This is a genomic window from Thalassospira profundimaris (assembly GCF_003326795.1).
Taxonomy (GTDB): Bacteria; Pseudomonadota; Alphaproteobacteria; order Rhodospirillales; family Thalassospiraceae; genus Thalassospira; species Thalassospira profundimaris_C.
Genome location: NZ_JPWI01000006.1, coordinates 226,304 through 252,063, shown reverse-complemented (window position 1 = coordinate 252,063; position 25,760 = coordinate 226,304). Strand labels below are relative to the sequence as shown.

The 25,760-nt window shown below is 53.8% G+C and carries 21 protein-coding genes; 7 read left to right on the top strand and 14 right to left on the bottom strand.

Annotated elements, in window-relative coordinates:
* From TH30_RS11630 to soxR, 7 genes are all read right to left on the bottom strand, one after another.
* Positions 1–1,717, bottom strand: a 1,717-nt coding sequence (locus tag TH30_RS11630; protein ID WP_220150307.1) for a hypothetical protein, incomplete at its 3' end; no start/stop codon positions are given.
* Positions 1,718–1,863: 146 nt separating this feature from the next.
* On the bottom strand, positions 1,864–3,219 hold the full coding sequence (locus TH30_RS11625) for an HlyD family type I secretion periplasmic adaptor subunit (RefSeq protein ID WP_114098254.1): 1,356 nt from the start codon (positions 3,217–3,219) through the stop codon (positions 1,864–1,866).
* Positions 3,216–5,357, bottom strand: coding sequence for a peptidase domain-containing ABC transporter (locus TH30_RS11620; RefSeq protein ID WP_114098253.1), 2,142 nt, complete (start codon positions 5,355–5,357; stop codon positions 3,216–3,218). The genes TH30_RS11625 and TH30_RS11620 overlap by 4 nt, the downstream gene beginning before the upstream one ends.
* Entirely contained in the window at positions 5,354–7,075 is a 1,722-nt protein-coding gene (locus tag TH30_RS11615; RefSeq protein WP_114098276.1) for a peptidase domain-containing ABC transporter, read from the bottom strand. Before TH30_RS11615 ends, TH30_RS11620 begins: the two co-directional genes overlap by 4 nt.
* Before the next feature lie 202 nt (positions 7,076–7,277).
* Positions 7,278–7,691 (bottom strand): RNA-binding S4 domain-containing protein, encoded by a 414-nt coding sequence (locus tag TH30_RS11610; RefSeq protein WP_114098252.1) that lies wholly within the window; start codon positions 7,689–7,691, stop codon positions 7,278–7,280.
* A gap of 91 nt (positions 7,692–7,782) precedes the next feature.
* Positions 7,783–10,632 (bottom strand): helicase-related protein, encoded by a 2,850-nt coding sequence (locus TH30_RS11605; RefSeq protein ID WP_114098251.1) that lies wholly within the window; start codon positions 10,630–10,632, stop codon positions 7,783–7,785.
* A gap of 184 nt (positions 10,633–10,816) precedes the next feature.
* Positions 10,817–11,278 (bottom strand): redox-sensitive transcriptional activator SoxR, encoded by a 462-nt coding sequence (gene soxR, locus TH30_RS11600; protein WP_114098250.1) that lies wholly within the window; start codon positions 11,276–11,278, stop codon positions 10,817–10,819.
* A 116-nt stretch (positions 11,279–11,394) separates the two neighbouring features.
* On the opposite strand from soxR, the gene TH30_RS11595 reads away from it, so the two are divergent.
* Together TH30_RS11595 and TH30_RS11590 are read left to right on the top strand one after the other, a co-directional pair.
* The gene (locus tag TH30_RS11595; protein WP_114098249.1) at positions 11,395–11,985 is read left to right on the top strand and encodes an NADPH-dependent FMN reductase; all 591 of its coding nucleotides are present in this window, start codon (positions 11,395–11,397) and stop codon (positions 11,983–11,985) included.
* Positions 11,982–12,308 (top strand): putative quinol monooxygenase, encoded by a 327-nt coding sequence (locus TH30_RS11590; protein ID WP_181850247.1) that lies wholly within the window; start codon positions 11,982–11,984, stop codon positions 12,306–12,308. Before TH30_RS11595 ends, TH30_RS11590 begins: the two co-directional genes overlap by 4 nt.
* Before the next feature lie 157 nt (positions 12,309–12,465).
* On the opposite strand, the gene TH30_RS11585 is transcribed toward TH30_RS11590, so the two are convergent.
* Positions 12,466–12,792 carry an HPF/RaiA family ribosome-associated protein gene (locus TH30_RS11585; RefSeq protein ID WP_033067024.1) on the bottom strand — a complete coding sequence of 109 codons (327 nt, stop codon included), beginning with the start codon at positions 12,790–12,792 and terminating at the stop codon, positions 12,466–12,468.
* A 283-nt stretch (positions 12,793–13,075) separates the two neighbouring features.
* Here TH30_RS11585 and htpG point away from each other — a divergent pair, with 283 nt between their 5' ends.
* The 3 genes from htpG to TH30_RS11570 all read left to right on the top strand — a co-directional run bounded on the left by htpG (position 13,076) and on the right by TH30_RS11570 (position 16,682).
* Positions 13,076–14,956 carry a molecular chaperone HtpG gene (gene htpG, locus TH30_RS11580; RefSeq protein ID WP_114098247.1) on the top strand — a complete coding sequence of 627 codons (1,881 nt, stop codon included), beginning with the start codon at positions 13,076–13,078 and terminating at the stop codon, positions 14,954–14,956.
* Between the two features lie 157 nt (positions 14,957–15,113).
* Positions 15,114–16,448, top strand: a complete 1,335-nt coding sequence (locus TH30_RS11575) for a deoxyguanosinetriphosphate triphosphohydrolase (protein ID WP_258548694.1) — start codon at positions 15,114–15,116, stop codon at positions 16,446–16,448.
* A 3-nt stretch (positions 16,449–16,451) separates the two neighbouring features.
* Positions 16,452–16,682 carry a hypothetical protein gene (locus TH30_RS11570; RefSeq protein ID WP_114098246.1) on the top strand — a complete coding sequence of 77 codons (231 nt, stop codon included), beginning with the start codon at positions 16,452–16,454 and terminating at the stop codon, positions 16,680–16,682.
* A 96-nt stretch (positions 16,683–16,778) separates the two neighbouring features.
* Here the strand turns inward: TH30_RS11570 and TH30_RS11565 are convergent, their stop codons facing one another.
* From TH30_RS11565 to TH30_RS11545, 5 genes are all read right to left on the bottom strand, one after another.
* On the bottom strand, positions 16,779–16,976 hold the full coding sequence (locus TH30_RS11565) for a YqaE/Pmp3 family membrane protein (protein ID WP_114098245.1): 198 nt from the start codon (positions 16,974–16,976) through the stop codon (positions 16,779–16,781).
* A gap of 30 nt (positions 16,977–17,006) precedes the next feature.
* Positions 17,007–17,855 (bottom strand): OmpA family protein, encoded by an 849-nt coding sequence (locus TH30_RS11560; protein ID WP_114098244.1) that lies wholly within the window; start codon positions 17,853–17,855, stop codon positions 17,007–17,009.
* A gap of 472 nt (positions 17,856–18,327) precedes the next feature.
* Positions 18,328–19,170: an AsmA family protein gene (locus TH30_RS11555; protein WP_114098243.1), complete on the bottom strand. Its 843-nt coding sequence runs from the start codon at positions 19,168–19,170 to the stop codon at positions 18,328–18,330.
* 196 nt (positions 19,171–19,366) lie between these two features.
* Positions 19,367–20,164 (bottom strand): exodeoxyribonuclease III, encoded by a 798-nt coding sequence (gene xth / locus TH30_RS11550; protein ID WP_114098242.1) that lies wholly within the window; start codon positions 20,162–20,164, stop codon positions 19,367–19,369.
* A 76-nt stretch (positions 20,165–20,240) separates the two neighbouring features.
* Entirely contained in the window at positions 20,241–20,927 is a 687-nt protein-coding gene (locus TH30_RS11545) for a fumarylacetoacetate hydrolase family protein (protein WP_114098241.1), read from the bottom strand.
* Positions 20,928–21,184: 257 nt separating this feature from the next.
* Here TH30_RS11545 and TH30_RS11540 point away from each other — a divergent pair, with 257 nt between their 5' ends.
* Positions 21,185–23,905, top strand: a complete 2,721-nt coding sequence (locus tag TH30_RS11540; protein WP_114098240.1) for a cation-translocating P-type ATPase — start codon at positions 21,185–21,187, stop codon at positions 23,903–23,905.
* A 56-nt stretch (positions 23,906–23,961) separates the two neighbouring features.
* Here TH30_RS11540 and TH30_RS11535 read toward each other — a convergent pair whose 3' ends face one another.
* Positions 23,962–24,948: a 2-hydroxyacid dehydrogenase gene (locus TH30_RS11535; RefSeq protein ID WP_114098239.1), complete on the bottom strand. Its 987-nt coding sequence runs from the start codon at positions 24,946–24,948 to the stop codon at positions 23,962–23,964.
* A 201-nt stretch (positions 24,949–25,149) separates the two neighbouring features.
* Here TH30_RS11535 and TH30_RS11530 point away from each other — a divergent pair, with 201 nt between their 5' ends.
* On the top strand, positions 25,150–25,665 hold the full coding sequence (locus TH30_RS11530; RefSeq protein WP_114098238.1) for an SH3 domain-containing protein: 516 nt from the start codon (positions 25,150–25,152) through the stop codon (positions 25,663–25,665).
* The last annotated feature ends 95 nt before the right edge of the window (positions 25,666–25,760 follow it).

Sequence of the window (25,760 nt, the reverse complement as noted above, 5' to 3'; positions counted from 1 at the left end):
TCAGGCCAGCGTCAATATCGAGCGCAATCGCGCCTTCTTCGCTGCCGGAAACATCAGAGACTTCAAGGGTCGGGGTGTCTGCAACACCGGCAACATCAACGGTGATCGAGCCGGAAGTGGTTACGGTATCGTCACCATCGGTCGAGGTGACGGTGACGCCCAGATCGAACGACCCTGAATAATCATCGGCAGGCGTGATCGTCAGCCCTTCAAGATCAGAGGCAGACAGCGTCCAGGTGCCGTCACCATTATCGGTCCCCGCAGACAGCACGGCTCCATCCGGAACACCGGAGATCGTGATCGAAAGAACTTCCGATGCATCGGTCAGGCCCGCATCGATATCAAGCGCAATTGCACCTTCTTCGCTGCCCAAAGCATCCGACACTTCAAGCGTCGGGGTGTCGGCGACGCCTGCAACTTCAACCTTGATGTCTTCCATCACCACGGCTGTATCATCGCCATCCGTGGTGGAGACAAGTACAGACAGATCAATTTCACCGCTGAAGTCTTCAGGCGGGGTGATGGTCAGGCCTTCGAGTTCGGAAGGATCAAGGGTCCATGTGCCATCGCCATTATTGGTCCCCGCCGACAGTTCTGCACCATCGGGAACACCGGTGATGGTGACTGAGATGCTTTCGCTGCCATCAAGAAGTTCGGTGTCGATATCAAGGGCAATCGCGTTATCCTCGCGGCCCGATGCATCGGACACATCAAGTGTTGCACCATCGGCAACACCCCCGACCTCGACCGTAAAGCTTGATGAGGTTGTGCTTGTGCTGCCATTGGCCTCGCGACTGGTCGCGGTTACCGAAAGGGTGAAGCTGCCGCTATAGTCATCCGGGGGCGTGAGGGTCAGTCCCGATAGCTGCCCGGCAGATACGGTCCAGGTGCCGTCGCCATTATCGGTTCCGGCAGACAATACCGCACCATCGGGCACACCTGAGATCGTGATCGAGAGTGTTTCACTACCACCATCAAGATCATTGAGTGCGGCGGAAACATTAAGCGAAATCGCGCTGTCTTCCGATCCTGTTACATTACTGACCTTCAAATCAGGCGTATCGGCAACCTTGGGCGCCTCGACAGTTTCTTCAACCGTCTCGGTTTCTTCGATGCTTTCGTCTTCTTCGATCAGCTCCAGAACCTCGGTTTCGGCTTCTGGCGTCTGTTCTTCGGTCGGGATGAAGTCCGGGCCACGATCATCACGACCGTCCCCGCGGATATCTTCGCGATCACCACGCAAGGCATTGGTATCGTTCGTCGAAAGCGGAATTTCAGGCAATTCGATTGTGCTTGGATCGGACTGCAGCGAGATGTTATCGGCACCATCATTACCGATATTGGTGTCAATGGTGTCGGCACCTGTATCAAGATTGTTCTGAATCTCGGCCGCTTCATTCTGGGCGATGGTTTGCTTTTCGGTCGCCTCTTCGGCCTCGACACGTTCCTGACGCTGGGATGCAGCATTCTGGCGGCGGAAGGCCTGCTGCGCTTCGCCCTGCGGGTTGAAAGCCAGGTTTCCGTACTGGACCGAACCGATTTCCTGTTCGGGCGGTGTGCCAGATTCGTTCTGACCGCCCTGGGTTTCGACCAGTTCGTTCGTTTCGCTGTCCTGCTCGTCCGCGCGCATCAAATCGTCCGATGCAGCACCCTGATTGAGGTCGCCGCCATCACCGTCACTGCGTGAATTTTCCGTATCGCGAGGATCGTCCGCCATCAAACCCATTCTCCGTAAAGTGCGAGAAGGGTTTCGCCCAACTCACACATCTATACATTAGTATAGAATCCCTAGTTTGCACCAGAGAATTGTGCGGCCAGGCAGTAGAAATGACATGATCATTTCCAGCGGGACCAAAAATACGCTCATCGTTCCTTAAACGCTTGATCAAGCGAGACATATACCGGCTTCAGCAAATACTGAAGAAGGGTACGTTCCCCGGTCTGGATGTCCGCCTGGACAGTCATGCCGGGTATGATCTTCTGAGCAACTACCCCTTCTCCAACCGTGTCAGAATCAAGGGCAACCTTGCCTTTATAATATGGTCGTCCCTCTTCATCAACAAAAGTAGATGCAGAAATCGATACCAGTTCGCCGGAAATACCACCATATCGTATAAAGTCAAATGCGCTGACCTTGACCGTCACCGGCTGGCCAAGATGCACATGCCCGATATCCTCGGTCGATATCCGTGTTTCAGCAATCAGATCGTCATCTGCCGGCACCAGCTCCATGACGATCTGGGCCGGGGCTATCACCCCGCCAATTGTCGTGAATTGCAGTCCCTTGATATAACCGCGTGTCGGCGCAACAATTTCCAGACGTGCGACACGATCCCGCAGTTTGCGAAGGGCCTCGCGGGTTTGGGCAATTTCACCTCCCAAACGGCCAAGCTCGGTAATGGCTTCTTCACGCTGGCTTTTTTCAAGCTCATTCAAACGCAAATTTGCCTCGGCGATGGTTTCGCGTGCGCGCGCCTGTTCGGCAACAACCCCGGAAAGATTACCCTGTGCCTCGTTCAGCTCGCGCTGGATGTTCAGGAACAGCACCTTGGAATTCAGCCCCTGTTCATAGAGCGAACGGCGCATGGTCACTTCCTGATTCAACAGATCAACCGACTTGCGCAAGGTGGCTTCCTGTTCGGCCAATTGTGCAAGTTCGGCGTTACGTTCCTTGATCTGGACCTGAAGGATTTCGGACTGGTTATTATCAAGCTCGGTCTGGATGTTGTAAATTTCCTGCTGGTTGCGCGCCAGTTCGGGATATTGCGCAAGCAGGGTTGCAAAATCCGGTTCGCGACCTTCGGCCAAGGCACGATAGCGTTCGGATTCAAGCTGCAAATTTCCAAGTTTGGTTTCGGTTTGCGAAAGTTCAGCCTGTGCACCATCGGCCTTAAGGCGCATCAAAACCTGTCCCGGCTCAACAAGGTCACCGTCGCGCACCATGATCTGTTCGATGATGCCGCCTTCAAGATGCTGGATCTTGTTCACCGCACCGGTTGGCATTACCTGACCAAAGGTGATGGCGGTTTCCTTGATCTGGGTGGTGGCAGCCCAAGCCACAAGTGCCAGAAAACCAACCGATAGCAGCACCATCGCCGCCCGGACAAAGATCGAAATCCCGCCTTCTTCAAGCAACACCGCGTGCGAAAGATAACGTGCCATGCGCCGGGACCGGCGGAACCGTTCAATCGCAGTATTCTGCACAGCTGCATTGCTCATAGGTAGCCTCCGTCTATCACTTGTTGCTTGATCCGTGCGGGCGGCGCATCGCCGCGCAACTGCCCCGCATCAAGAACAAGAATGCGGTCGGCCAGATCAAGGTGACTTGGCCGATGGGTAATCAGGAATATCGTCGAACCGCCGCGCAGGCGGTTGACGGTATGCTGGAAAGCGCGGTCTGCGCGCTGGTCCAGACCATTGGTCGGTTCATCAAACAGAATGATCGGTGCTTCGCGGACAAAGGCACGCGCCAGTGCAAGACGTTGCAGGAAACTGGCCGAATAACGCGATGAATGCTGATCGCCAATTCGCGTATCGAACCCCTCAGGCAGCGATTCCACTTCCTGCAAGATACCTGCCGACATGCAGGCCATGCGAAGGTCATCCTGCGATGCCACAGGGTTTGCCAGACGCAAATTCTGCGCAATCGACCCCCGGAAGAATTCAATATCCTGCGGCACATAGGAAATCGCCTGCCGCAAGGCTTGCGGGTCCATCTGACGGATATCCGCCCCGTCAATCAGAACGGCACCGGCTTGTGGCTGATACATCCCGGCAATCAGTTTGATCAGGGATGATTTCCCCGCCCCGTTCGCACCGACAACAGCAACAACCTGCCCGGGTTTTATATCGAAACTGACACCGACAAGAGCCGGATCAGAATCCGCCGTATAACGGAAGCTGACACGCGAGAACGTGATCGCACCATCAAAGCGGCGTTGCTCGACCGAGCGCGGCACAAGATCGCCTTCGGGCTGAAGGTTCATCAGACGATTGATTTGCCGGACACTGCCGCGCAGCTGCGCCAGACGCGGCAAGCCAAGAAACGCCTGATTGATCGGCCCCAAAACACGCCAGGCCAGCATCATGGATGCGACAAGCGCACCGACACTCATCTGCGCATTCATCACGCGATCTGCACCAAATGCCAGAACCAGCGCGCCGGACGTGATCATCAATATCTGTGCAGATGTATTGATCACGTTATTGACCATCGAAACCCGAAAACCGGCATATGCCGTATCAGCCGAAATATCACGGAACCGCGCCAGCCAGCGTTTTTCCGATGCGGTGTATTTCAGAACCGACATCTTGCCGACAGTTTCCACAAGGAATTCCTGTCGGTTGGCACCATGGCGACCAAGTTCCGCAACCCGCCGCGACACCACCGGAAAGGTCACAATCCCGATTAGCAAAAAGACCCCGATCAGGGCGATCGGTATAAGGGCCAGCCACCCGCCAAGATAAAACATGACAATCAGGAAGATCGGCACAAACGGCATTTCAAGCATCACCAGTGCCATCGGCCCGGTGAAGAATTCACGCACGCTTTCGAAATCGCGAATACGCGAAATCTGCACACCGACCGGTGCCCGTTCGGTAAAGGCAGGCGGAAGCGATAAAAGGCGTTCAAAAATTGCGCCACTGACAAGCGTATCAAGACGCGCCCCAAAATGGCTGACGATCTGACTGCGCAATGCGCGTAATATCCAGCCGAGCAAAATGACGATGCCAATACCGATGGAAAACTGGATCAGCATTGGAATCGACCGCGTCCCGATCACCCGGTCATAAATGCCCATGACAAAGATCGGGGTCGCCAATGCCATGATGTTGAGCACCAGCGTCATCAACAATAACTGATAGCCAAGCGACGAAAATCTGTCGGCGATCCCGCCAAACCATCCGCGTTTGTCATCTTCGAAATAGCGCGCTCGACGATCAGCAGTTGTAAACTGGTAAACCTTCCCCGTCAGTGCCGATGAACGGATCACCATTTCACGGTCCGTCCCGCCATCAAAGACGCGAATGCCGTTATCTTCGGGGCGAATAACAACCAGTGCCGTGCCGTTATCTGGCACAAACAGGCAGGGCATCATGCGTTCGTCGATCTGGTCAAGGGTCGCAATGATTTCACGCGACTGATAATTCAGATGCGCCAGAACGTTACGAAAATCGGTCAGATCAAGCGCCTGATCCATATGCGGCAAGGCCTCGGCCACCTGACGGGGCAGGCCGCGCCATCCCAGCGCCTGCAGCAATGGCCACAAACATGCGTCAAAGTCCGACTGGGCATCCGTGCTGGCCAGCCCCATCCGGTAGCCCAGCGCATAGTTCATATTCTCAAGCTTTTTCATTCTGCCCCCGTCTCGACTGGTGCGCTGAACGCTGATTGCGCACGCGTGATCCGTGCGTTACTGCGTTTCAGAACAGGGACAAGATGATGATCAACAATCCGGTATTGTTTGTTCGCCAAGGCAATCAGGGATGGGCGATGGGACACCATCACCAATGTGCAGTGTTTTTTAAGTTCAAGCATCAGGCTGGCCATGATGTTGTCACCGGCCATATCGAGTGAACTGTTGGCTTCATCAAACAGGACAATCCGGGGATAGTCGATCAGTGCACGTGCAACGGCAATGCGCTGTTTAACACCACGCGGAAGCGTTTCGGATGCCTGTCCGCCAACTTCGGTGTCATAGCCCTCGGGCATGCGCATGACGATGTCATCAAGACCAAGACGCCGGGAGATTTCAATCACCCGTTCGACCCCGATCTCCTTGCGGAAACCGGTGATATTTTCAAGGATGGTTCCCTTGAACATCACGCCATGCTGCGGCAGATAGGCGATCTGTCGACGGGTTGATTCGGCGCTGTAATCCTTGGGCCTTTTCCCATCAAGCAAGATGTCACCCTCATCCGGGTGCAAAGCCCCCATCAAAAGCCACAGCAAGGTGGTCTTGCCGGTGCCGTTATCGCCGGTAATGGCAATCGAATCACCCGGTTCAATCACCAGATCAAGCCGGTCGAAGATCTTTTTGCCATCCGCATGGGCGAAACCAAGATTGCGCAACTCGATCTTGCCATTCAGCAATGGCATTTCAGGTGCACCGGGCTTGTCTTCGGGATCAATTTCAAACAGTTCCCTGACGCGCTGGCGGGCAACACGGATGTTCTGGAACTGGGTCCACAGGCTCATGGCCCGTTGCAGCGGCTGAATGGATCGTCCCGACAACATCGTACAGGCCGCAAGGCCACCAACGGTAAGCTGCCCTTCAATCACCAGCACACTGCCAATGGCCGCAACCAGCACCATGGTCAGCATCGAAAAGGTTGCACTGGCATTTACCGCGGCGTGCGCTGATCGTGCGGCAAGCTGATCATCACCGGAACATTGTTCCTGAAGCTGTTCATGACGACGCACCATCAGGTTTTCCATCGCCATCGACTTGATGGTGTGAATACCCGTCAGCGTTTCGATAATGAAATTATAGCGCCGTTCGTCAGACTGGCTGCGCTTGTCGAGCGCATTGCGCAACTGTCGACCAAGAATTGATGCCGTGACAAAAAATGCAATAAGAATGCCCAGCGGCACCGCGACAAGAACACCGCCAATAATGGCAATCAGCGCAAGAAACAGGATGATGAAAGGTAAATCGACAATCGCGCCGATTGCCTGCCCGGCATAGAAATCACGCAACAGGTTCAAGCTGTTAAGCCGTTGCAGATGAAGACCCGGCGCGGTCTTGTCATAGTCGATCAAACTTGTTGAAAGCAGATGGCCAATCGCCCTTTGAGAACTTTCATGTTCGAACTTTGCCGCGGACAGGGATGATATATAGGCGCGCCCAAGACGCAGCATTGCCTCAACCAGCAAGGCTCCAAGCACGCCAAGAATAAGAAGCGTCAAAGTCGGGATCGAATTGTGCGGCAACACACGATCATAGACCTGCAGCAGGGTGATGGGCAGGGCAAGCGACAGCAGGTTGATTACCAAAGCGGCAATCAAAAGCGAAAAACGGCCTGCGCGCAAATGCGACAAAGTCCCGATATTCAATCCCGGCCGGCGTGTCATAAAACGAGAATGCTCCAGCTCATACAGATCAACACCATCCAAAAGAGGGTGAATTATACCATTAGATAGGATGCATAACGGATCACTAAACCCGGCGCAAGAAATTCATGCACAATTTACAACCTGATGACATTCAGATTCACGCCATCCTGGCTTTGAACCACATAGCTTCCGGTCACATCAGAACAACCTTGATAAAGGTCTATCCAACATCCCCGTCACCACGCAATCGGTCGAGCGCCCTGCGCTCGGCTTTGGTCGGCCGTCCGGCACCGGCTTCACGTTCGGCAACCGGTGCGGTTCGTATATCAGACGCCACTTCTTTTTTGGGCATCCTTGGCGGCGAGTGATCCACATAAAGTGCCTGTGCCTCAGGGGCCGGGCCGCGGCGTTCGCCAAGTGCGACAACCTCGACCACTCGCAGATGCGGCCCCTGAAAGAACTGAAGCCTGTCGCCCGCAACGACTGAAACACTCGCCTTGGAAACCGACTGACCGTTCAGAACAATGTGCCCTGACTGACAGGCCTTGCTGGCAAGCGATCTGGTTTTATAAAACCGCGCATGCCACAACCACTTATCAATCCTGAGCTTTTCAGTCTGTTCCTTCACAGCCATTCGCATCTCATAACTGTCTGATTAACTTACATTTGGAACGCAGAACGGCGACCCGCAAGGATCGCCGTTCAACAGATCAAATTTGCTGCAATCAGCCTTTGGCTGCCAGCATTTCCTTAAGCTTGGCAAAAGGCGAATCTTCGTTGATCTGGTTGTTCTTTTCAGGTGCCTGACCACGTCCGCCCGGCTTGCCACCGCGGCCACCCTTGCCGCCCTGGTTCGGACGATTATTGCCGCCCTTGCCTTTGGGGCCGCCTTTGCCACGTGTTTCCTGACGCGGGCCGCGCTGACCGCGACCGGCACCACCACGTTTGCGACGATCAACACGGACGAAGAATTTGACTTCGACCAGCTCATCACCATCGGCGTCGGTTTCGACAGCGTCGGTCGCTTCAGCCGCGTCTTCGTCCTTGGCCGGTGCTGCTTCTGCTGCTTCTGCCGGTGCAGCTTCATTGCTTTCAGCAGCCGGTGCTTCTTCGGCTTTGACTTCAGCTTCTGCCTTGGCGGGTTCTTCGGCCTTTTTCTCGGCTTCCTTGGCAAGAAGTTCGGACTTCTTGACCTTGGTTACCTCGGCGCGCCAGCCAAGTGCGGTAAAGACGCCCTCGGCCTGTTCGACGGTGCAGCCCAGAAGCGACAGCAGATCAGGGTCCGGACGAACCTTGCCATCATTTTCACGTGCCTTCTGACGCAGAAGGGCCGCGAAACGTTCAAGCATGTCCACACGTGCGGCAAGCGGGCCGACCGGCATGTAACCGGCAGCAAGATAGAAGCCCTTGGAATTTGCACGATCATTGGGAACCGAGGTCCGGCCCGCAGGCGGCAATTCCGGAAGCGCATCGAGTTCGCGGGCAACCGCCCACAAAATACCGCGCAGCTCAACCGGATCAGGTTTGAGCGCGTCAAGCACATGGACGGTTTCAACACCAAGACGCACGCCAAGTTTGGCAAGCGCCTTGCGGTCTTCGTCCGACAGATCCTTGACCAAGCTTTCGAGTTCCGAGCGCGGAACGCAGCCCAGACCTTCGTTCAGCTGGAACAGAAGACCACGAATCGGCCCCGAAAGCTGACAATCGCGCAGACGGGTCAGCATTTTAAGGCGGGCTTCGATGTGGGCATTGACGAAATTCTGAAGACGGGTGCGAACCCGTTCGCGTGTAGGACCGTCAAAGAACTCGCTGTCGATCACCTGAACGTCGGGTGACAGAACAGTGTCACCTTTTTTCAGCACACCAACCTGCGCACCGTTCCAAAGGACATCAAGCTGCCCATTCACCGCGAATTTATCGTCTTCGTCGGTTTCAAGTTGTTTGACGCGCTGGGCGATTTCGCCAGTCAACGCGCGGCGTGCGGCACTGGCAATAGCCTTGCCTTCGAAAGCAGCATCGGTTTCATCAGGGATGAAACGGAATCCATCAAGACGGCCGACAAATTCACCTTCGACCTGTACTTCACCATTCGCAGTGATGGTAGACATGAGTTCAGACTTGTCCTTGAGACTTTTCAATAAAACCGAGGTCCGTCTGTCAACGAACCTTTGGGTCAGGCGTTCATGTAGCACATCTGAGAGCTTATCCTCAATGGCCCGCGTGCGTTCCTGCCAATGATTGGCATCTTCGAGCCAGTGATGTTTGTGCGATACATATGTCCAGACGCGAATACCTGCCAAACGTGATGACAACTGATCGATATCACCATCATAACGACCCAGACGCAAGACTTGTTCACCCAACCAGTCGATGGGCAGCTTGCTTCCGGGTTTCGCGAGATAGCGATAGATAGATGTTAGCAGTCTTGGATGGGCATCGGTATGGATATTTCTGAAATCGGGAATCTGGCAGACTTCCCACAATAACTGGACCCGATCGGGCGCCGTTGCGATCCGTGCGACATCTTCGTTATGCGAAAGATGATCAAGCATGATTTCATCAACCGGCTCACGTGCCAGAATAAGGGTCGGATCATCGGACCGGCGACGCAGAGACTTCTGCAACGCATCGACTGACCGGAAATCAAGTCGGGCATTGCGCCAGAAAACTTTGGCAAGCGGTTCGAACTCATGTGCTTCGATCTGTTCGATAATATCGGGATCAACCCCCGACAGGTTTCCGGTAACACCAAACGTGCCGTCATTCATGTGACGGCCAGCACGACCGGCAATCTGCGCGGTTTCCGCCGCTGTCAGACCTCGATTGAACTTGCCGTCGAACTTGGTCAGCGCCGCAAAGGCCACATGGTTCAGATCAAGGTTAAGCCCCATGCCGATGGCATCGGTCGCAATCAGATGTTCAACTTCGCCATTCTGGAACATCTCGACCTGGGCATTGCGGGTGCGCGGGCTGAGCGCGCCAAGAACCACGGCTGCCCCGCCCTTCTGGCGACGCACCAGTTCGGCCACGGCATAGACTTCCTGTGCAGAAAAAGTCACCACCGCCGACTGGGACGGAAGACGCTGAATTTTCTTGGACCCGTTATAGGTCAGTGTCGAAAAGCGTTCGCGTCGATCAAATTCGACATTCTCAACCAGCTTGCGGATAACCGGCCGAATGGTTTCGGCCCCCATGAACATGGTTTCGGAACGTCCGCGTGCATGCAACAAACGGTCGGTGAAAACATGCCCGCGTTCCGGATCAGCACACATCTGGATTTCGTCAATCGCCAGAAAGTCAACCTGCTTGGAAACTGGCATGGCTTCGACGGTACACAGGAAGTAGCGTGCCGTTTTCGGAAGGATGCGTTCTTCGCCGGTAATCAGGGCCACAGCCCCCTTGCCGACCTTTTCCACTGCACGGTCATAGTTTTCACGTGCCAGCAATCGCAACGGGAACCCGATCATCCCGGTCGTGTGCGCCAACATCCGTTCCATGGCCAAATGGGTCTTGCCGGTGTTGGTCGGCCCCAATATGGCAAGGATACGGGGACCGGTTCGGGTTGAAATCTGCATCAAACTTTTCCAATCGACAGCCCAATGATCCGGACTGTCGCAATCTTTGGGCCTTTCAACACGCGAACCGGCGGGATGTCAAGCATTCTGCCTGTGCCCGGCCATGCGCAAACTGCAGAACTGTACAAGATTTCACAGGTTCGGCAGTTCAGTTCTCCGGGCGATCAACGCGATAACCGGGGTCTTAATGTTCTTCAAGTTCAAGCAACCGCGCACCGGGCCCATCGACGGCAAGCTCGTCGGCCGGATTGCGCAGCGGGCAATCGGAGATCGACAGGCACCCGCAACCGATACATTGCCCAAGCTGATCACGCAGCCGGGTAAGCTGTTCGATCCGCTCGTTGAGATCATCGCGCCACTGCGATGACAGCTTTGCCCAGTCCTTGGCCGTTGGCACAGTGTTGGGTGGCAGTTTGTCAAATGCATCACCAATTTCCGAAAGCGGAATCCCGGTTTTCTGCGCGACCTTGATGATGGCAAGTTTACGCAGCACACCACGGTGAAACCGGCGCTGGTTCCCGTCCGTACGGATCGAACTGATCAGTCCCTTGCGCTCGTAAAAATGCACAGCCGATACAGCAATCCCGCTGCGACTGGCGACTTCCCCGACACTCAGATAACGCTGTAAAACGCCGCAACCCGTCATTTTCCCCCTCCTGCATTGCGCCTTGTCACCGACATGAAAATTCACCCTTGACCTTAATATTGGTTGAGGTTTTAGAACCTTGCGCATTGAAGAAAAATTATCAAGGAGTCAAATCCATGAAAGAGACATTCAATGTCGCCATCATCTATGGCAGTGCACGTGAAGGCCGGTTTTGTGACATTGTTGCCCGGTGGGCGATCGAGACACTCAAAACCGATCATGACATTTCAATTGATACGATTGATCCGGCCACCCTTAACTTGCCAGCTTTCCATGTCGGGGCACAGCATCCCGCTGTTCAGCATCTTCATGTAACACTGGCAGAGGCCGATGCTTTTATCGTCGTCACACCGGAATACAATCACAGCTTCACGGGCGAGTTGAAGCTTCTGATTGATGCCGCCAAACAGGAATGGAGACGCAAACCGGTGGCCTTTGTTTCCTATGGTGGAATGTCTGGCGGACTGCGTGCTGTTGAACAGCTGCGACTGGTCTTTGCCGAATTGCAGGCCGTCACAATGCGCGACGTCGTGAGTTTCGCCAATGCATGGGACCGCTTTGACGAAGACGGACAGCCCCTGGAACCGGTTGGTGCCAAGGCAGCACTCCATAACATGACAACTGACCTGAAATGGTGGGCAGGCGCATTGCGCGAAGCCCGCTATCCGCAAAGCAAACATCAACTTACGGAGGCCGTGGCATCATGACGCCAACCAACCCGCCAAGTGACGAAGTCATCACACTTAGCAAGGTGACGCCAAAGGCCGGGCAGAAAGACAGCTTTGTTGAAATCCAGACACAATTCCAGCAAAGCGTCGCCCCGGAAATCGAAGGTCTTATTGGCGGGCGGTTTTATGCCGCCGAAGACGGAGAATCCTTTGTCATTATGTCACGATTTCGATCCCGCGACGATCTGGACAACTGGACCGGCTCCCCGCGCTTTGCCGAACATATGAACCGCGTGCGCCCCCTTCTTGAAGCTGCAAAACCAGGCCGCTTCACCGTGCTGTATCAGTCCGGAACTGTTTGAGCTCCCCCGCCTCCCCCGCGGCAGTTTCGGGCTGATACATTCCCTGCACCTCCCTTTGCGCCCCCCCTTTGCGCCACCCGTGCAAAAGTGTTTTCCAAACGCAAAACGGGGCGACCATCCGGTCGCCCCGTCTGCCTTTCCATATCGAACAGGAACCTTAGTGATTACGCATCTTGTCGGCATATTCCTTGAGCTGCCGACGCGCCGCCTGGAAACTGTTTTTCAGCGCAATATAGACATCCTCATGCGCATGATCGGCGCTATCACGCTTCACCATGATTTCCTTGCCAGGCACATTAATGCCGAAATGCACGGCAAAGCGGTTTCCATGGTTATGGGAAGCATGGGGTCGTTCCACCACGACATGACAACTTGTCATGCGATCGAAGGTTTCTTCCAGTTTTTGCACCTTGAAACGGATACGCTCGTCAAGCGCATCAGACTGATCAACATCACGGTAGGTGATTTGAACGGGAACCTTCATGATACGGCCTCCTGTTTAAAGCCTTGGACGCAAAGCAGGGCGTTGCACCCTGCCGTTCACCCCCGAAACTTTTACCGTTCCGGGATTTTTAGGGGCGTTATTGTCTGGTTTGTACGCCCCTGATAAAAACCGTCTATATTTATACTTAGGATACAGGACTTGCGCTGCAAGGTGCGTTGACGCATATCAAGCTCGGTCGAAACCAGACCATTGCGTTGGTTGGCCTTCTGCCTCATCAGGGGAAGGTCCTCAGATCATTGAATTACAGGAGAAAAAAGAGGTCATGACGGAAGAAAAAATGCGGTTCGAGGCCGAGGTCAGTCGACTGCTCGATATCGTTGTCCATTCCCTTTATTCGAACAAGGACATCTTCCTGCGCGAGCTGATCTCCAATGCTTCTGATGCGTGCGACAAGCTGCGTTACGAAGCAATTGCCAAACCGGAACTGCTCGCTGGCGACGCTGAATTCAAGGTCCGCCTGCTTACGGATAATGTTCGCAATGTTCTGACGATTGCCGATAACGGGATCGGGATGAACAAGGAAGACCTGATTGACAATCTTGGCACCATTGCCAATTCGGGAACCGCGAAGTTCCTTGATGCCGTATCAAAGTCAGACAATCCCAAGGATGTTGACCTGATTGGCCAGTTTGGTGTCGGTTTCTATTCCGCCTTCATGGTGGCAAGTCAGGTCGATGTCGTAAGTCGAAAGGCTGGCGAGGATCAGGCATGGAAATGGTCATCGGACGGCAAGGGCGAATACACCATCGCCGAAACCGAGATGGAAGGCCGCGGCACACAGATCACCCTGCATCTGACTGACGAATTCAAGGAATTTACCGAAGAATATCGCCTGCGCCACATCGTCAAAACCTATTCCGATCATATCGGTATCCCGGTTGTCCTGATGAAAGCCGACGGAGACGAAACGCTGAACGAGGCATCCGCCCTTTGGACGCGCCCGAAATCAGATGTCACCGACGAGCAATACAAGGAATTCTATAAACACAATTCCCATGCCTTCGACGATCCCTGGAAAACCATCCACTATCAGGCCGAAGGCGCGATTGAATATACCGGTCTTCTGTATCTGCCGACCATGCGCCCGTTTGATCTTTATGATCCGCAGCGCAAAGGCCATCTGAAACTGTATGTTCGAAAGGTCTTTATTACCGAGGGCGCAGACGAACTTCTTCCGCCGTGGCTGCGCTTTGTATCGGGTGTGGTCGACAGTCAGGACCTGCCGCTTAACGTCTCGCGTGAGATGCTTCAGCACAATCCCGTCCTGACCAAGATCAAAAACGGCCTGACCAAGAAAGTCCTGTCCGAACTTGAAACCGCTGCCAAGAAAGACAGTGAAGGGTTCGAAAAGTTCTGGGAAAACTTTGGTGCCGTCGTCAAGGAAGGCCTCTACGAAGATCAGTCGAACCGTGCCCGCATCCTCAAAATCGCCAAATTCCGCTCGACCAAGGGTGATGGCTGGACCACGTTGGCCGAATATGTCGAACGCATGAAAGAAGGCCAGAAGGCCATCTATTATATCAGTGGCGAAGACATTGATGCGCTTAAACGCAGCCCGCAGCTTGAAGGCTTTGCAGCCAAAGGCATTGAAGTTCTGCTTCTGACTGATCCGGTTGATGAATTCTGGATGCCATCGGTTGGCCAGTTTGAAGAAAAGGACTTCAAATCGGTAACCCGTGGTGGTGCAGACCTTAATGACGTCAAAGCCGACGACAAGGATGACAGCAAGGATGCGAAAAAGGACGACGCGGCAAGTGATGCATCACTTGATGCCCTGATTGCATCAATCAAGATCGCCCTTGGCACCGGTGTTAAGGATGTTCGCGAATCTGATCGTCTGACCAGTTCGGCCTGCTGCCTGATCGCCGATGAAACCGGTATGGATTTGCGCATGGAACGCCTGATGAAACAACACAACCGTGTTGATGAAATCAGCCCGCGCATTCTTGAAATCAATCCGAAACACAGCCTGATCAAAAAGCTGTCTGACGTTGCGATCAAGGATGCCAAGGCACCGATCCTCAATGACGCCGCTTTGCTTCTGCTGGATCAGGCCCGCATTCTTGAAGGCGAAGCCCTGCCCGACCCGGTCAGCTTTGCCCGTCGCCTTGATCTGATCATGGAAAAAGGTCTGGGTGCCTGACACCTGATAGACGACCCGACATTATCAACGGCGCATCAAAAGATGCGCCGTTTTCTTTTGGGAAATCGCAAAATTTAAAATGCTTATTTACCAACAACGGGCATAAAGGCCCCACATGTGAAAGAACCTGTGAACGAACGGGAAGGCCCGATACACCATGACCGCGATGATGAACTGGCAAAAACTGTTGTCACCCGCCCGGCTTGGCACCCGTCATTCCAGTGTCGGGGCGTTTGGTCGATCCGACTTTCACAAGGATTATGACCGCATCATCTTTTCTTCAGCTTTCCGCCGCCTGCAACGCAAGACGCAGGTTCATCCGCTGCCGGAAAATGACAATGTGCATACCCGCCTGACCCATAGCCTTGAGGTCTCATGTATCGGACGTTCGCTGGGCTTGATGATTGGTCATCGTTTACATGAAAAAGGCAGTCTTCCCGATACGATTGATCCCGACCATATGGCCGCGATCGTTCAGGCCGCCGCACTGTGTCACGATATCGGCAACCCGCCTTTTGGTCATGCCGGGGAATATGCGATCCGCCAATGGTTCATTGATGCCGATCCTTCTTTTACCCGCAGTCTGACCGCCGAACAGTTCGCCGATCTGACCACCTATGAAGGAAATGCTCAAGGGTTCCGGCTTCTGACCAACAAACGGACTGGTCTGTATGATGGCGGGATGCGTTTGACCTATGCGACACTGGCAAGCTTCCTGAAGTATCCCTGGTCTGCATCGGGCAGCCCCTTCCCGCAGAAAAAGAAATTTGGCGCCTTCCAAAAGGAATTTTCCCTGCTTGAAGAAGTCGCCGACGCCACGGGCCTGATCCGCACCGGTGATCAGTCATTTTGCCGCCATCCGCTGGTTTATCTGGTCGAGGCCGCTGACGATGCTTGCTATGCCCTGATCGATATCGAAGACGGGGTGGAACTTGAACTGGTCGATTTCCGGGTTCTTGAAGAAATGCTTCGTCCCTGTATCGCGGGTGATCTTCCGGCGGAATATGACCGCGAACCCAATGCCAGTCGCAAAATCTCGTTCCTGCGTGGCAAAATCATGACCGGGATTCTTGCTGCGCTGGTGGATGCCTTCGTCGCCAACGAGGACGCCCTTCTGGCAGGTGAGTGGAAAGGTGACCTTCTGGCCTGTGCAAGTGGTCCCTATAACGAGTTGATCACGACAGCAAAGTCATTCTCGGAAAAGCAGATCATTCTGAACCGCCGCAAGGTTCAGATTGAAGTGGGGGCCTTTGCCCATCTGGAAACCCTGCTTGACACCTTCTGCAAGACCGCGCTTGAGGTTCACAATGCCGGTTCCGAAGCGGACCTTCCATATCGTGCCGGGCGCGTACGCGAACTGATTGGCAATGACGCGATGCCGGTTGGTGCATCGCTTTATGATTTGTATCTGGTGATCCTTGATTATGTGTCGGGCATGACAGATGATTTTGCGGCCCGGCTGGCGCGCGACATTGGCGGCGGACAGCACTAACTGATGTGGATGCTTGGTCCCTTTATTGCCCGTTATCGCAGAAGAACAGCCTTCTTTGCCGCAACCGCAATTGCCGTTGTGGTTTATCGGCTGGTTGAACAAAGCACCCGTCCCGAGGTCGCCGCATGGTATTGGCCCGCAATAGCCGGTGCCATCAGCTTCACATTGACCCGTTTTATCGTTTCACGGCTGATTGCGCGCTTTGTGGGCGGCGTTCGCCGTCACCTGCGCTAAGGTTAATTCAGTCCCTAAAATGTAAAAGGCAGGCCCCAAGGCCTGCCTTTTACGTGGATTTCATGTCCGGCTGCCACGCAGCACAGACAGTGTCAGTTATTCCTGACCGCCACCCATGGCACTGCTGATTTTCTTGTCAGTATTATACTGGCTAAGAGAATAGACCGCCCAGATCGCAGCCGGAACCCAACCAACCACAGTTATCTGCAAGATGAGGCAGATAATTCCTGCAATAGGACGTCCGATGGTGAAGAACAGTAACCAGGGCAGAAGAAGTGCGATCAAAAGACGCATGGATGTGATCCCCTTGTTGCTTGGACGCGCTTACATGCCGTCGCTAAAGGTGACAACGACAACACGGTTGCCCTGCTCGGCAACACCATCATCGGTGGAAACCGGAACATTGGCTTCGCCGCTGATGCTAATCGCAAGCTTGCTTGCCGGCACACCGCCGTCACGAAGTGCTTTCACAACGGCATCAACACGCGATTTTGCAAGGATGTCGTTATACATCGCATCGCCTGCACGGTCGGCATAGGCAACCAGGCTGATCGATGCCGGTTCATATTTGCCATATGCTTCGACAATACCGTCGATGACCGACATGCCTTTGGTGTCGATTGCAGCACTGTCAAAGCCGAAATAGACATTCATCGGAACCGGCATCGGCATTGCAGCCATCGGGGCCGGTGCGGTGTCGAGTTCAGCCTGAACGATGGCGAGTGCCTGATAGAAAGCAGAACGGCAGTTGTCGATGTCTTCCTGCTGAATGTTTTCTTCAAGTTCCTGCAACCAGCAGTCGAAGCTCGACTGTGCACGCGCAGCGGCCGTTGCAGCCTTTTCACGACCACCGGCATCAAGTGCCGCCATCAGGTCGCTACGTGCAACTTCCACTTCGCCTTCGGTGCCTGCTGGCAGGGTACGTTCGGAAATCATCTGCGGGCCGGTATCCTGGCTCATCGCAGCCATTTTCGAACGGCTGGTGAAGTAACGTGCATCGCTCCAATCGGCTTCGTCATACTCGGCCTGTGCGAGATCAGCGTAATTCTGGTGAAGAGCTGCATCAAATGCCGACCCTTCGTCAGCCATATCACGCACCCCTGGAATGTTCATATTTGCGCACGCGCTCAGAAAGGCTGCGGCGGAAACAACGGCGAGCAGTTTAGCTTTCATCGGTGTTACTCCTTGTCTGACCGACATTCTTTATCCCAATCCCAATTTCGTTTCGGTGGTTATCATCAAACCGGACTTCAATGGATTATGACAACCACCAGACAGGTCATTTTTTGCCTGTCACTTGCACCATATCGTTGTTGCAGTCGATCAGATCACAGACCTGACCCCGAATTTTGACACGTAACTTGTACTCACGCCCCAATGCCCCAAAACGATATGAGGGGGATATAATTACCCCTATCCAAGAATATATAGAAGTCAATTTCATGAAAAAAAGCAGTGGGATAGAGAAAATTCATAATCTTTTCGGTTCCAATCCCTGCGCAGGTGCCCGCACCGCAACGGTTTAACGGCCCAATCATCGACCGGAAAACCACAAAACACTGCGCGACCAACACGAAAAAGGCCTGATCAGACTTGCCACCTGATCAGGCCCCGGATTTTCAACGCTCAATGGTGATCAGACAGATCAATCAGATGATCCGCCAAACAGCCCTTTGACTGCTCCACCAAGTGCTTCGGCACCATCCTTGACCGACGAGCCACCTGTGCTCGCAGCGCCCCCAACAGCACCAACGACACCTTTGCCAAGATCGCCAACGCCCTGCAGCAGACCGTCAACATTCAAACTCGAAACGGCCTTGAAGACTGACGCGTTGATTGCGGTCAGAATTTCACTAGCAACTTCTGCCGGAGTTGCGCCGCCATCGTCCTTGCCAACATCTTCAAGATGAATTTCCGGAAGGCTTGCTGAAAGCTTTTTACCCTGCAGCAAAGCTGCTGACACACCGACATTGCCGTTACGAACATATACGTCATCAATGATAATTTTGGTGCTCGAACCGGCTTCTTCGCTGGCAGCTGTATCCGTCGCCCCATCTGCACCACCTGCGCCGGTCGGTCCCGAAACACGCTGGACAAAACTTTCAACATTGCGCTGAATGGTTGCGATGTTCGAGCTGCCATTGCCAAGTTCATAGGTAACACTTGGCGCATCGACAACGACTTCGATAATACGAATGGTGTCACTGGTCAGCGTTGTTCCGTCAAGGCGCACCGAAATATTGCCTAGCGAGAAGGCATAATCCGTCTTGAACCCTTCGGGATTACCAACAACCAGCCCCGTGATGCCTGCCGTATTTTGTGTGGGTTCGATCGTCACACCATCAACGGTCACTTCCGCCAGGGTCACACGCGTTCCGGCCTTTTCGATGGTCGTTTTGACGATATCATCGAGATTGACATAGACATATACAAGTCCGCCCACGACCAGAACGATGATCGCTGCCAAACCAATCAGTATCTTTTTCATTGCCCGTATCCTGCTTAATTTGCCACCAAAACAATCCGACATTGACCACATGGGTATATGTTTGGTTGCGTTCAAGCAAAAGAGTTGCGCCGATCAGCACAACAATCAAGTTATTTTGCCAAGTTATTTTACATGACAAAACAGCGGACTAGGTTTCCCCGGCCCGCTGTTTTCACTCAATCGAAACGCGATCTGGTTACAGGTTGAATTCCACAACCACCGGCGCGTGATCGGATGGTTTTTCCCAGTCACGTGCAAGGTCATAGACCGATGCTGTTCGGACCGTCCCGGCCATATTCGGGGTCATCCAGACATGATCCAGACGACGTCCCTTGTTACTGCCGCGCCAGTCACGAGAACGATAGCTCCACCAGCTAAACAGCTTTTCGGGTTCCGGAACAACTTCGCGTACTGAATCAATGAAGTCGCCTGACTGGCGGAACTTCTCAAGAATTTCGACCTCGATCGGTGTGTGGCTGACGACCCGAAGAAGCTGCTTGTGCGACCAGACGTCGTTCTCTGACGGGGCAATGTTGAAATCGCCAACCAGAACGGCCTTGCGGTTCGGATCAGCAGCACGACGGTCGGTCCACCAGGTGGTCATCTCGTCGATAAAGGACAGCTTGTGGGCAAATTTCTCGTTGATCGCCGGATCGGGTTCATCACCGCCCGCCGGGATATAGAAATTGTGCAGCTCGACCCCATTTTCGAATTTCGCCATGCAGTGACGGCGATCTTCCTTGCCACAGAAATGCTTGATGTCAGTTTCGACGAAAGGCATTCGTGAAACAATCGCCACCCCGTTATAGCTTTTCATACCGTGGTTATGACGATGAACATAGCCAGCAGCCTCAAATGCCTCATGGGGGAAATGCTCATCCGGGCATTTCAGTTCCTGAAGACACAGCGCATCGGGTTGCTGATCTTCAAGAAATTTGATGACCTGCTCGATGCGCAGGCGGACGGAATTGATATTCCAACTTACAATTTTCAAAACGGGCTCCGTTCAAATCCTGTTCGGGAAAGGCCCCTGCCCCACGACCCCGGAAATTTTCGAAAAGTTCTGACGTCTATTTCAACGTCACTGACAGTGTAGCGACACCCTCAATCGCCAGATCCATGCGGTCACCGCGAACCACCTGACCAACGCCCTCGGGCGTTCCGGTAAACAGCAAGTCACCGGGTTTCAGTTCGATCAGGGTCGATAGATGAACAAGCGCATCAATCACCGGCCAGATCATCTTGGCCGTGGTGTCGTTCTGACGGACATTGCCATTGACCGACAGTTTCAGACTGGTCGCATGCGGATTGCCTGCATCTGCTTTGGGCTTAAGCGCAGAGATTGCGGCACAGCCGTCAAACGACTTGGCCATATCCCACGGCAGACGGCGTTCCTTGAGGCCTGCCTGAACGTCACGGCGGGTCATATCAAGACCTGCCCCATACCCGAAAATCGCATCCTCAACCGCGGCACGGTCAAGATTTTTGCCCCCCTTTGACAGGGCAACGACAAGTTCACCTTCATAATGCAGATCTTCGGTTGCTGACGGATAAGGCAGATCACCATCACCGACCACCAGACAACCGGTCGGTTTCATGAACACACATGGCGGCGTATCAGACGGGTCCGATCCCATTTCACGAACGTGATCGGCATAGTTTTTTCCGATGCAGAAAATGCGGTTAACCGGGAAAAGATCGTCGGAATCCTGAACCGGAATGGTCGTCGGTTCGGCAGGCTGGAAAATCAAACCCATGATGGCTCCTTGAAACTAACGCTGTTTGATAACAGTGATAGCCAAGCTACCCGCAAAAGAAAATGACTGAGATGTAAAACCCGGTCACAAAACGGATTTCTGTTCCTGCATTCGGGTTGGTTTTCCATCATCACGGCAGCTGTCTGACATATGGCCGCCATTCCAAATCACTTGACCACGTCAGACGCAAACTGAAAGACTGGCAAAGCCATGCCGCACGACCACCACCCGGACCATGGTCTGCACAAGGGGTATCGATGAAAAGCTCTCCCTATCTCCAAACGGCTCATCAGGTTCTTGATACTGAAAATGTTCGTCCGGAAAACGGTCTGGGCAAAAAGGAAATCGCTGAACGCCGAAGGAGATTTGGCCGCAATGTGCTTCGGCGAAGCAAGTCACGATCTGTCTGGAACATTCTGATTGATCAGTTCACCGGCCTGATTGTCTATCTTCTGGCCGGGGCAATGCTGCTTTCCTTTTATCTCGGTGACTGGACCGAAGGCAGCGCGATTGCAGTTGTCCTTGTCCTGAACGCTGCCATCGGATTTTCATCCGAATATCGCGCTGTCCAGTCAATGGAATCTCTGCGCAAACTTTCGCAAGTCAAAGCCCGTGTTCGACGCGATTGCATCGCAACCGTCATCCCGGCAGAAGATATCGTTCCCGGTGATATTGTTCTGCTTGAAGCGGGCGACATTGTTCCGGCCGATATACGCATCGTTGATTGCAACAATCTGCAATGTGACGAATCCACACTGACGGGTGAATCCCTGCCAATCGCCAAAACCAACGATATTCTTTCTGGTGATGACATCGTTCTTGGCGACCGGTTCAATATGGTTTTCAAGGGAACGGCAGTTACCCGCGGCGATGGCTTTGGGATTGTTACCGCAACCGGGATGGCCACCGAACTTGGTCATATTGCCGATCTGGCCGAAACGGCAGATGCCGAAACAACCCCGCTTGAAAAGCGACTTGATAAGCTTGCCGGTCAGTTGATCTGGGTCACACTCGGGCTGACCCTTTTTATAACGCTAAGTGGCATCTATGCCGGCAAGGACTTCCTGCTGATGGTCAAAACCGGTGTTGCCCTGGCAATTGCCGCTGTTCCCGAGGGTTTGCCGATTGTGGCAACGGTTGCCCTTGCACGCGGTATGGCGCGGATGGCGCGGCGCAATGCCCTGATCAAAAATCTGTCAGCCGTTGAAACGCTTGGTGCCACCACCGTCATCATGACTGACAAAACCGGTACACTTACCGAAAATCGCATGACAGTTGTCCGCCTGCGCACAAGTACAGTCATACTTGACGAGACGAATGCATTCGGGACAACCGGGGCGACCAGACCGGTTGAAACACCTAATGATCCGACACAAGAAATCGCCTTGCGAACCGCGATGTTGTGCAACGATGCAGTCCTCATTTCACCAGCATCCGCAACCGGTACAAAAACGAACATATCATCCGCGCCAATTGGCGATCCGATGGAAATTGCGTTGCTTGAAGCCGTTACAAAGCAGGGATACGATCAGAAAACCTTGTTCGAAGATTTTCCACTGGTTGCGAAGGAAGCCTTTAGCGCCCAGACCCGGATGATGGCGACCTACCATCATCAACCAGACAATGACGCCCTGTTTGTCGCGGTAAAGGGTGCATCCGAAGCGGTGATTGACTGTTGTACTGATCTTCTCACGATCAATGGCAAGGTGCCGTTCGATGACAAGCTGCACCATCAATGGACGGAATTTGCCACGGAGATGACGAGCGAAGGATTAAGGGTTCTCGGCCTTGCAATGAAAGAGGCACGTTCGGAGAACACCGCTCCTTATGAAAATCTCACGCTTCTTGGATTGATCGCCTTGCTTGACCCGCCAAGAAGCGACGTCGCAAGTGCGATCAAGGCCTGTCACGACGCCGGTATTCGGACTGTTATGGTCACCGGTGACCATGCCGGAACCGCCCACAATATCGCGCGTCAGGTCGGCTTATGCAGATCGGACGCCCCGGTTTTGGAAGGCCGCGACCTTCACGATGTTGGCAACGCTGCCGAACATAAACGCGAGGCCATTCTCGCGACCCCGGTTCTTGCCCGCGTCAGCCCGGAAAGCAAACTTGATCTTGTATCTCTTCATCAGGAAAGCGGCGCTATCGTTGCGATGACAGGGGATGGTGTGAATGACGCACCGGCCCTTAAGAAAGCCGATATCGGCATTGCCATGGGTCAACGTGGCACCGAAGTTGCCCGCGAAGCCGCCGACATGGTTCTACGCGATGATGCATTTCCATCCATCGTTGCCGCCATGCATATGGGCCGGGTGATTTTTGCCAATATCAGGACATTCGTGATTTATTTGATGTCTTGCAACTTCAGCGAGATCCTGATCGTCGGTCTGGCTGTTTTAAGCGAGCTTCCCCTTCCTTTACTGCCATTGCAGATTCTTTTTCTGAACCTTGTTACCGATGTATTCCCGGCCTTCGCGCTTGGTGTTGGTGAAGGCGCAAAGGGTGTCATGAAGCAACCACCACGCGACCCGGCAGAGCCGATCCTTGGTGCTTTGCACTGGATGCGGGTGATCATCTATGGCGGGCTGATTACGGCAGGAACGCTTGGTGCATTTATTCTGGCCCACACAGTCTTTGCGCTGGGCGAACAGGAAGCCCTTTCTGTGTCATTCCTGACATTGGCCGCCGCCCAGCTTTTGCACGTATTTAACATGCGCGCTTCCGGTTCGAATGCATTGATCAATGATGTAAGCCGTAACCCGTTTGTCTGGGGGGCATTGGCATTGTGCTGCGTTCTGGTCGGGGCAACCTTGTGGATACCAAGCCTGTCTGATCTTCTGATGATCTCGAGCCCCGGTCCGACGGGCTGGATGCTGGTGGCTGGTGGCAGCATCGCCCCGTTGATTTTGGGACAACTGGTACATGCATTTGTATTGCATAAAAAAATCCCGGCCCCGGAAACCACGACCAAATGACAAATGCCGGGGAAATCCCCGGCATTTAAATCCTCACATCGTTGTCGAAAACCTGTCTAGAGCAGCCCTTCGATCACACGGTCTGGCGGTGTATGCCCATCGACAAAGGTCTTGATATTGATCAGGACCTTTTCGCCCATATCCACGCGCCCTTCGATGGTGGCTGACCCCATATGCGGCAAAAGAACCGCGTTTTGCAGATCAAGCAGTTTGGGGTTTACGGCCGGTTCATGCTCGAACACGTCAAGACCGGCACCGGCAATCTCGCCATCGGCCAGCATCCGGGTCAGTGCCGGTTCGTCAACGATCTCGCCACGTGCTGTGTTGACCAGAATGGCATGGGGTTGCATCAGCTTGAGACGCCTTGCCGAAAGCAAATGATAGGTTGCCGGTGTATGCGGGCAGTTAACAGAAACAACGTCGACATGGGCAAGCATCTGATCAAGGCTTTCCCAATAGGTTGCATCAAGCTCTTCCTCGATTTCCGGGTGAACGCGACGGCGGTTGTGATAATGAACCGACAGCCCGAACCCCTTTGCCCGGCGCGCCAGCGCACGACCGATACGGCCCATACCGACAATGCCAAGACGCTTGCCCCAGATGCGATGACCCAGCATCAATGTCGGGCCCCATCCGGCCCATTCGCCCTTGCGGATAAGGCGTTCGCCCTCGGCAAGGCGACGGGATACCGAAAGGATCAGCGCCATTGTCATGTCTGCTGTATCTTCGGTGAGAACGTCGGGCGTGTTGGTGACCGTGATGCCGCGCGACCGTGCGGTCTGCAAATCAACGTGATCCACCCCGGTTCCGAAATTGGCAATCAGACGAAGGTTCGGCCCCGCATGGGCAAGTACGGCGGCATCAATCTTGTCCGTCACAGTCGGGACAAGAACATCTGCCACTTTGACAGCTTCGATGAGTTGTTCCTTGGTCATTGCAGCGTCATCGATATTCAGACGCGCATCGAACAGTTCCATCATGCGGGTTTCAATCGCTTCCGGCAGCTTCCGGGTCACGACGACAAGCGGTTTTTTCTTGGTCATCTGCCGATCCTATGCGGTCTTTTAACTCTTTTTCTGACAAAATATGGCATGTCACATTTTTTGTGCCCTGCCGCAATGCAGTGATGCCATGCAGCAAGGTACAAAAGCAAGGATTTTGACGCATTTTTTGTAATTTTATTACGTGAAGAGGATTTCTGACAGATCCCTGTCAGAGCTCCGAAACAAGGGAATACCAACAAGATGCCGCAGTTTTTGCGCACATTTATGTATCGCTTCATGGCTTTGGCTATTCTGGCAAGTCTGACCACCCCGATTGTGGCCAGCGCCCAAGAATCCGGTCTGCCCATTCCGCGATTTGTCGCACTGCGATCAGACAAGGTATTCTTGCGTTCCGGGCCGGGGCTTCGATATCCGAAAGTCTGGATTTATCAACGTCGCAATATGCCGATGGAAGTCGTGTCTGAATTTGATACATGGCGCAAGGTTCGCGACTGGGAAGGCAGTGAAGGCTGGGTTCATCAAAGCCTTCTTGTCGGCTCTCGACATGTGATCGTCACCGATGACAGCATCACGCTTTATTCCGCGGCTGATGAAAATGCCCGCAAGATCGCTATGGTCTCGGCCAGCGTCATCGGAAGCATCGAAGACTGCCCGGCCAATATGAACTGGTGCCAGCTGCGCTTTGGCGATTTCGAAGGATGGGCACCGCGTCACGGTTTCTGGGGCGTATATGAAGATGAAACCGTCGAAGGCTAGACGACAGGATAGATTTCCGAAAACCACCCGTCCTTTCGATCACCTGCCCTTTCGATCAAACGAACCAAAGGCCCCGCGGAACATCCACGGGGCCT

Bases quoted from the DNA above. Each gene is read 5' to 3' on its own strand.
- htpG (WP_114098247.1), top strand. From the start codon at position 13,076: ATGACGGAAGAAAAAATGCGGTTCGAGGCCGAGGTCAGTCGACTGCTC.
- TH30_RS11590 (WP_181850247.1), top strand. From the start codon at position 11,982: ATGACGCCAACCAACCCGCCAAGTGACGAAGTCATCACACTTAGCAAG.
- TH30_RS11615 (WP_114098276.1), bottom strand. From the start codon at position 7,075: ATGACACGCCGGCCGGGATTGAATATCGGGACTTTGTCGCATTTGCGC.
- TH30_RS11610 (WP_114098252.1), bottom strand. From the start codon at position 7,691: ATGGCTGTGAAGGAACAGACTGAAAAGCTCAGGATTGATAAGTGGTTG.
- TH30_RS11595 (WP_114098249.1), top strand. From the start codon at position 11,395: ATGAAAGAGACATTCAATGTCGCCATCATCTATGGCAGTGCACGTGAA.
- TH30_RS11605 (WP_114098251.1), bottom strand. From the start codon at position 10,632: ATGCAGATTTCAACCCGAACCGGTCCCCGTATCCTTGCCATATTGGGG.
- TH30_RS11625 (WP_114098254.1), bottom strand. From the start codon at position 3,219: ATGAGCAATGCAGCTGTGCAGAATACTGCGATTGAACGGTTCCGCCGG.
- TH30_RS11575 (WP_258548694.1), top strand. From the start codon at position 15,114: ATGACCGCGATGATGAACTGGCAAAAACTGTTGTCACCCGCCCGGCTT.
- TH30_RS11535 (WP_114098239.1), bottom strand. From the start codon at position 24,948: ATGACCAAGAAAAAACCGCTTGTCGTCGTGACCCGGAAGCTGCCGGAA.
- TH30_RS11565 (WP_114098245.1), bottom strand. From the start codon at position 16,976: ATGCGTCTTTTGATCGCACTTCTTCTGCCCTGGTTACTGTTCTTCACC.
- TH30_RS11570 (WP_114098246.1), top strand. From the start codon at position 16,452: ATGTGGATGCTTGGTCCCTTTATTGCCCGTTATCGCAGAAGAACAGCC.
- TH30_RS11555 (WP_114098243.1), bottom strand. From the start codon at position 19,170: ATGAAAAAGATACTGATTGGTTTGGCAGCGATCATCGTTCTGGTCGTG.
- TH30_RS11585 (WP_033067024.1), bottom strand. From the start codon at position 12,792: ATGAAGGTTCCCGTTCAAATCACCTACCGTGATGTTGATCAGTCTGAT.
- TH30_RS11540 (WP_114098240.1), top strand. From the start codon at position 21,185: ATGAAAAGCTCTCCCTATCTCCAAACGGCTCATCAGGTTCTTGATACT.
- TH30_RS11530 (WP_114098238.1), top strand. From the start codon at position 25,150: ATGCCGCAGTTTTTGCGCACATTTATGTATCGCTTCATGGCTTTGGCT.
- soxR (WP_114098250.1), bottom strand. From the start codon at position 11,278: ATGACGGGTTGCGGCGTTTTACAGCGTTATCTGAGTGTCGGGGAAGTC.
- TH30_RS11545 (WP_114098241.1), bottom strand. From the start codon at position 20,927: ATGGGTTTGATTTTCCAGCCTGCCGAACCGACGACCATTCCGGTTCAG.
- TH30_RS11560 (WP_114098244.1), bottom strand. From the start codon at position 17,855: ATGAAAGCTAAACTGCTCGCCGTTGTTTCCGCCGCAGCCTTTCTGAGC.
- TH30_RS11620 (WP_114098253.1), bottom strand. From the start codon at position 5,357: ATGAAAAAGCTTGAGAATATGAACTATGCGCTGGGCTACCGGATGGGG.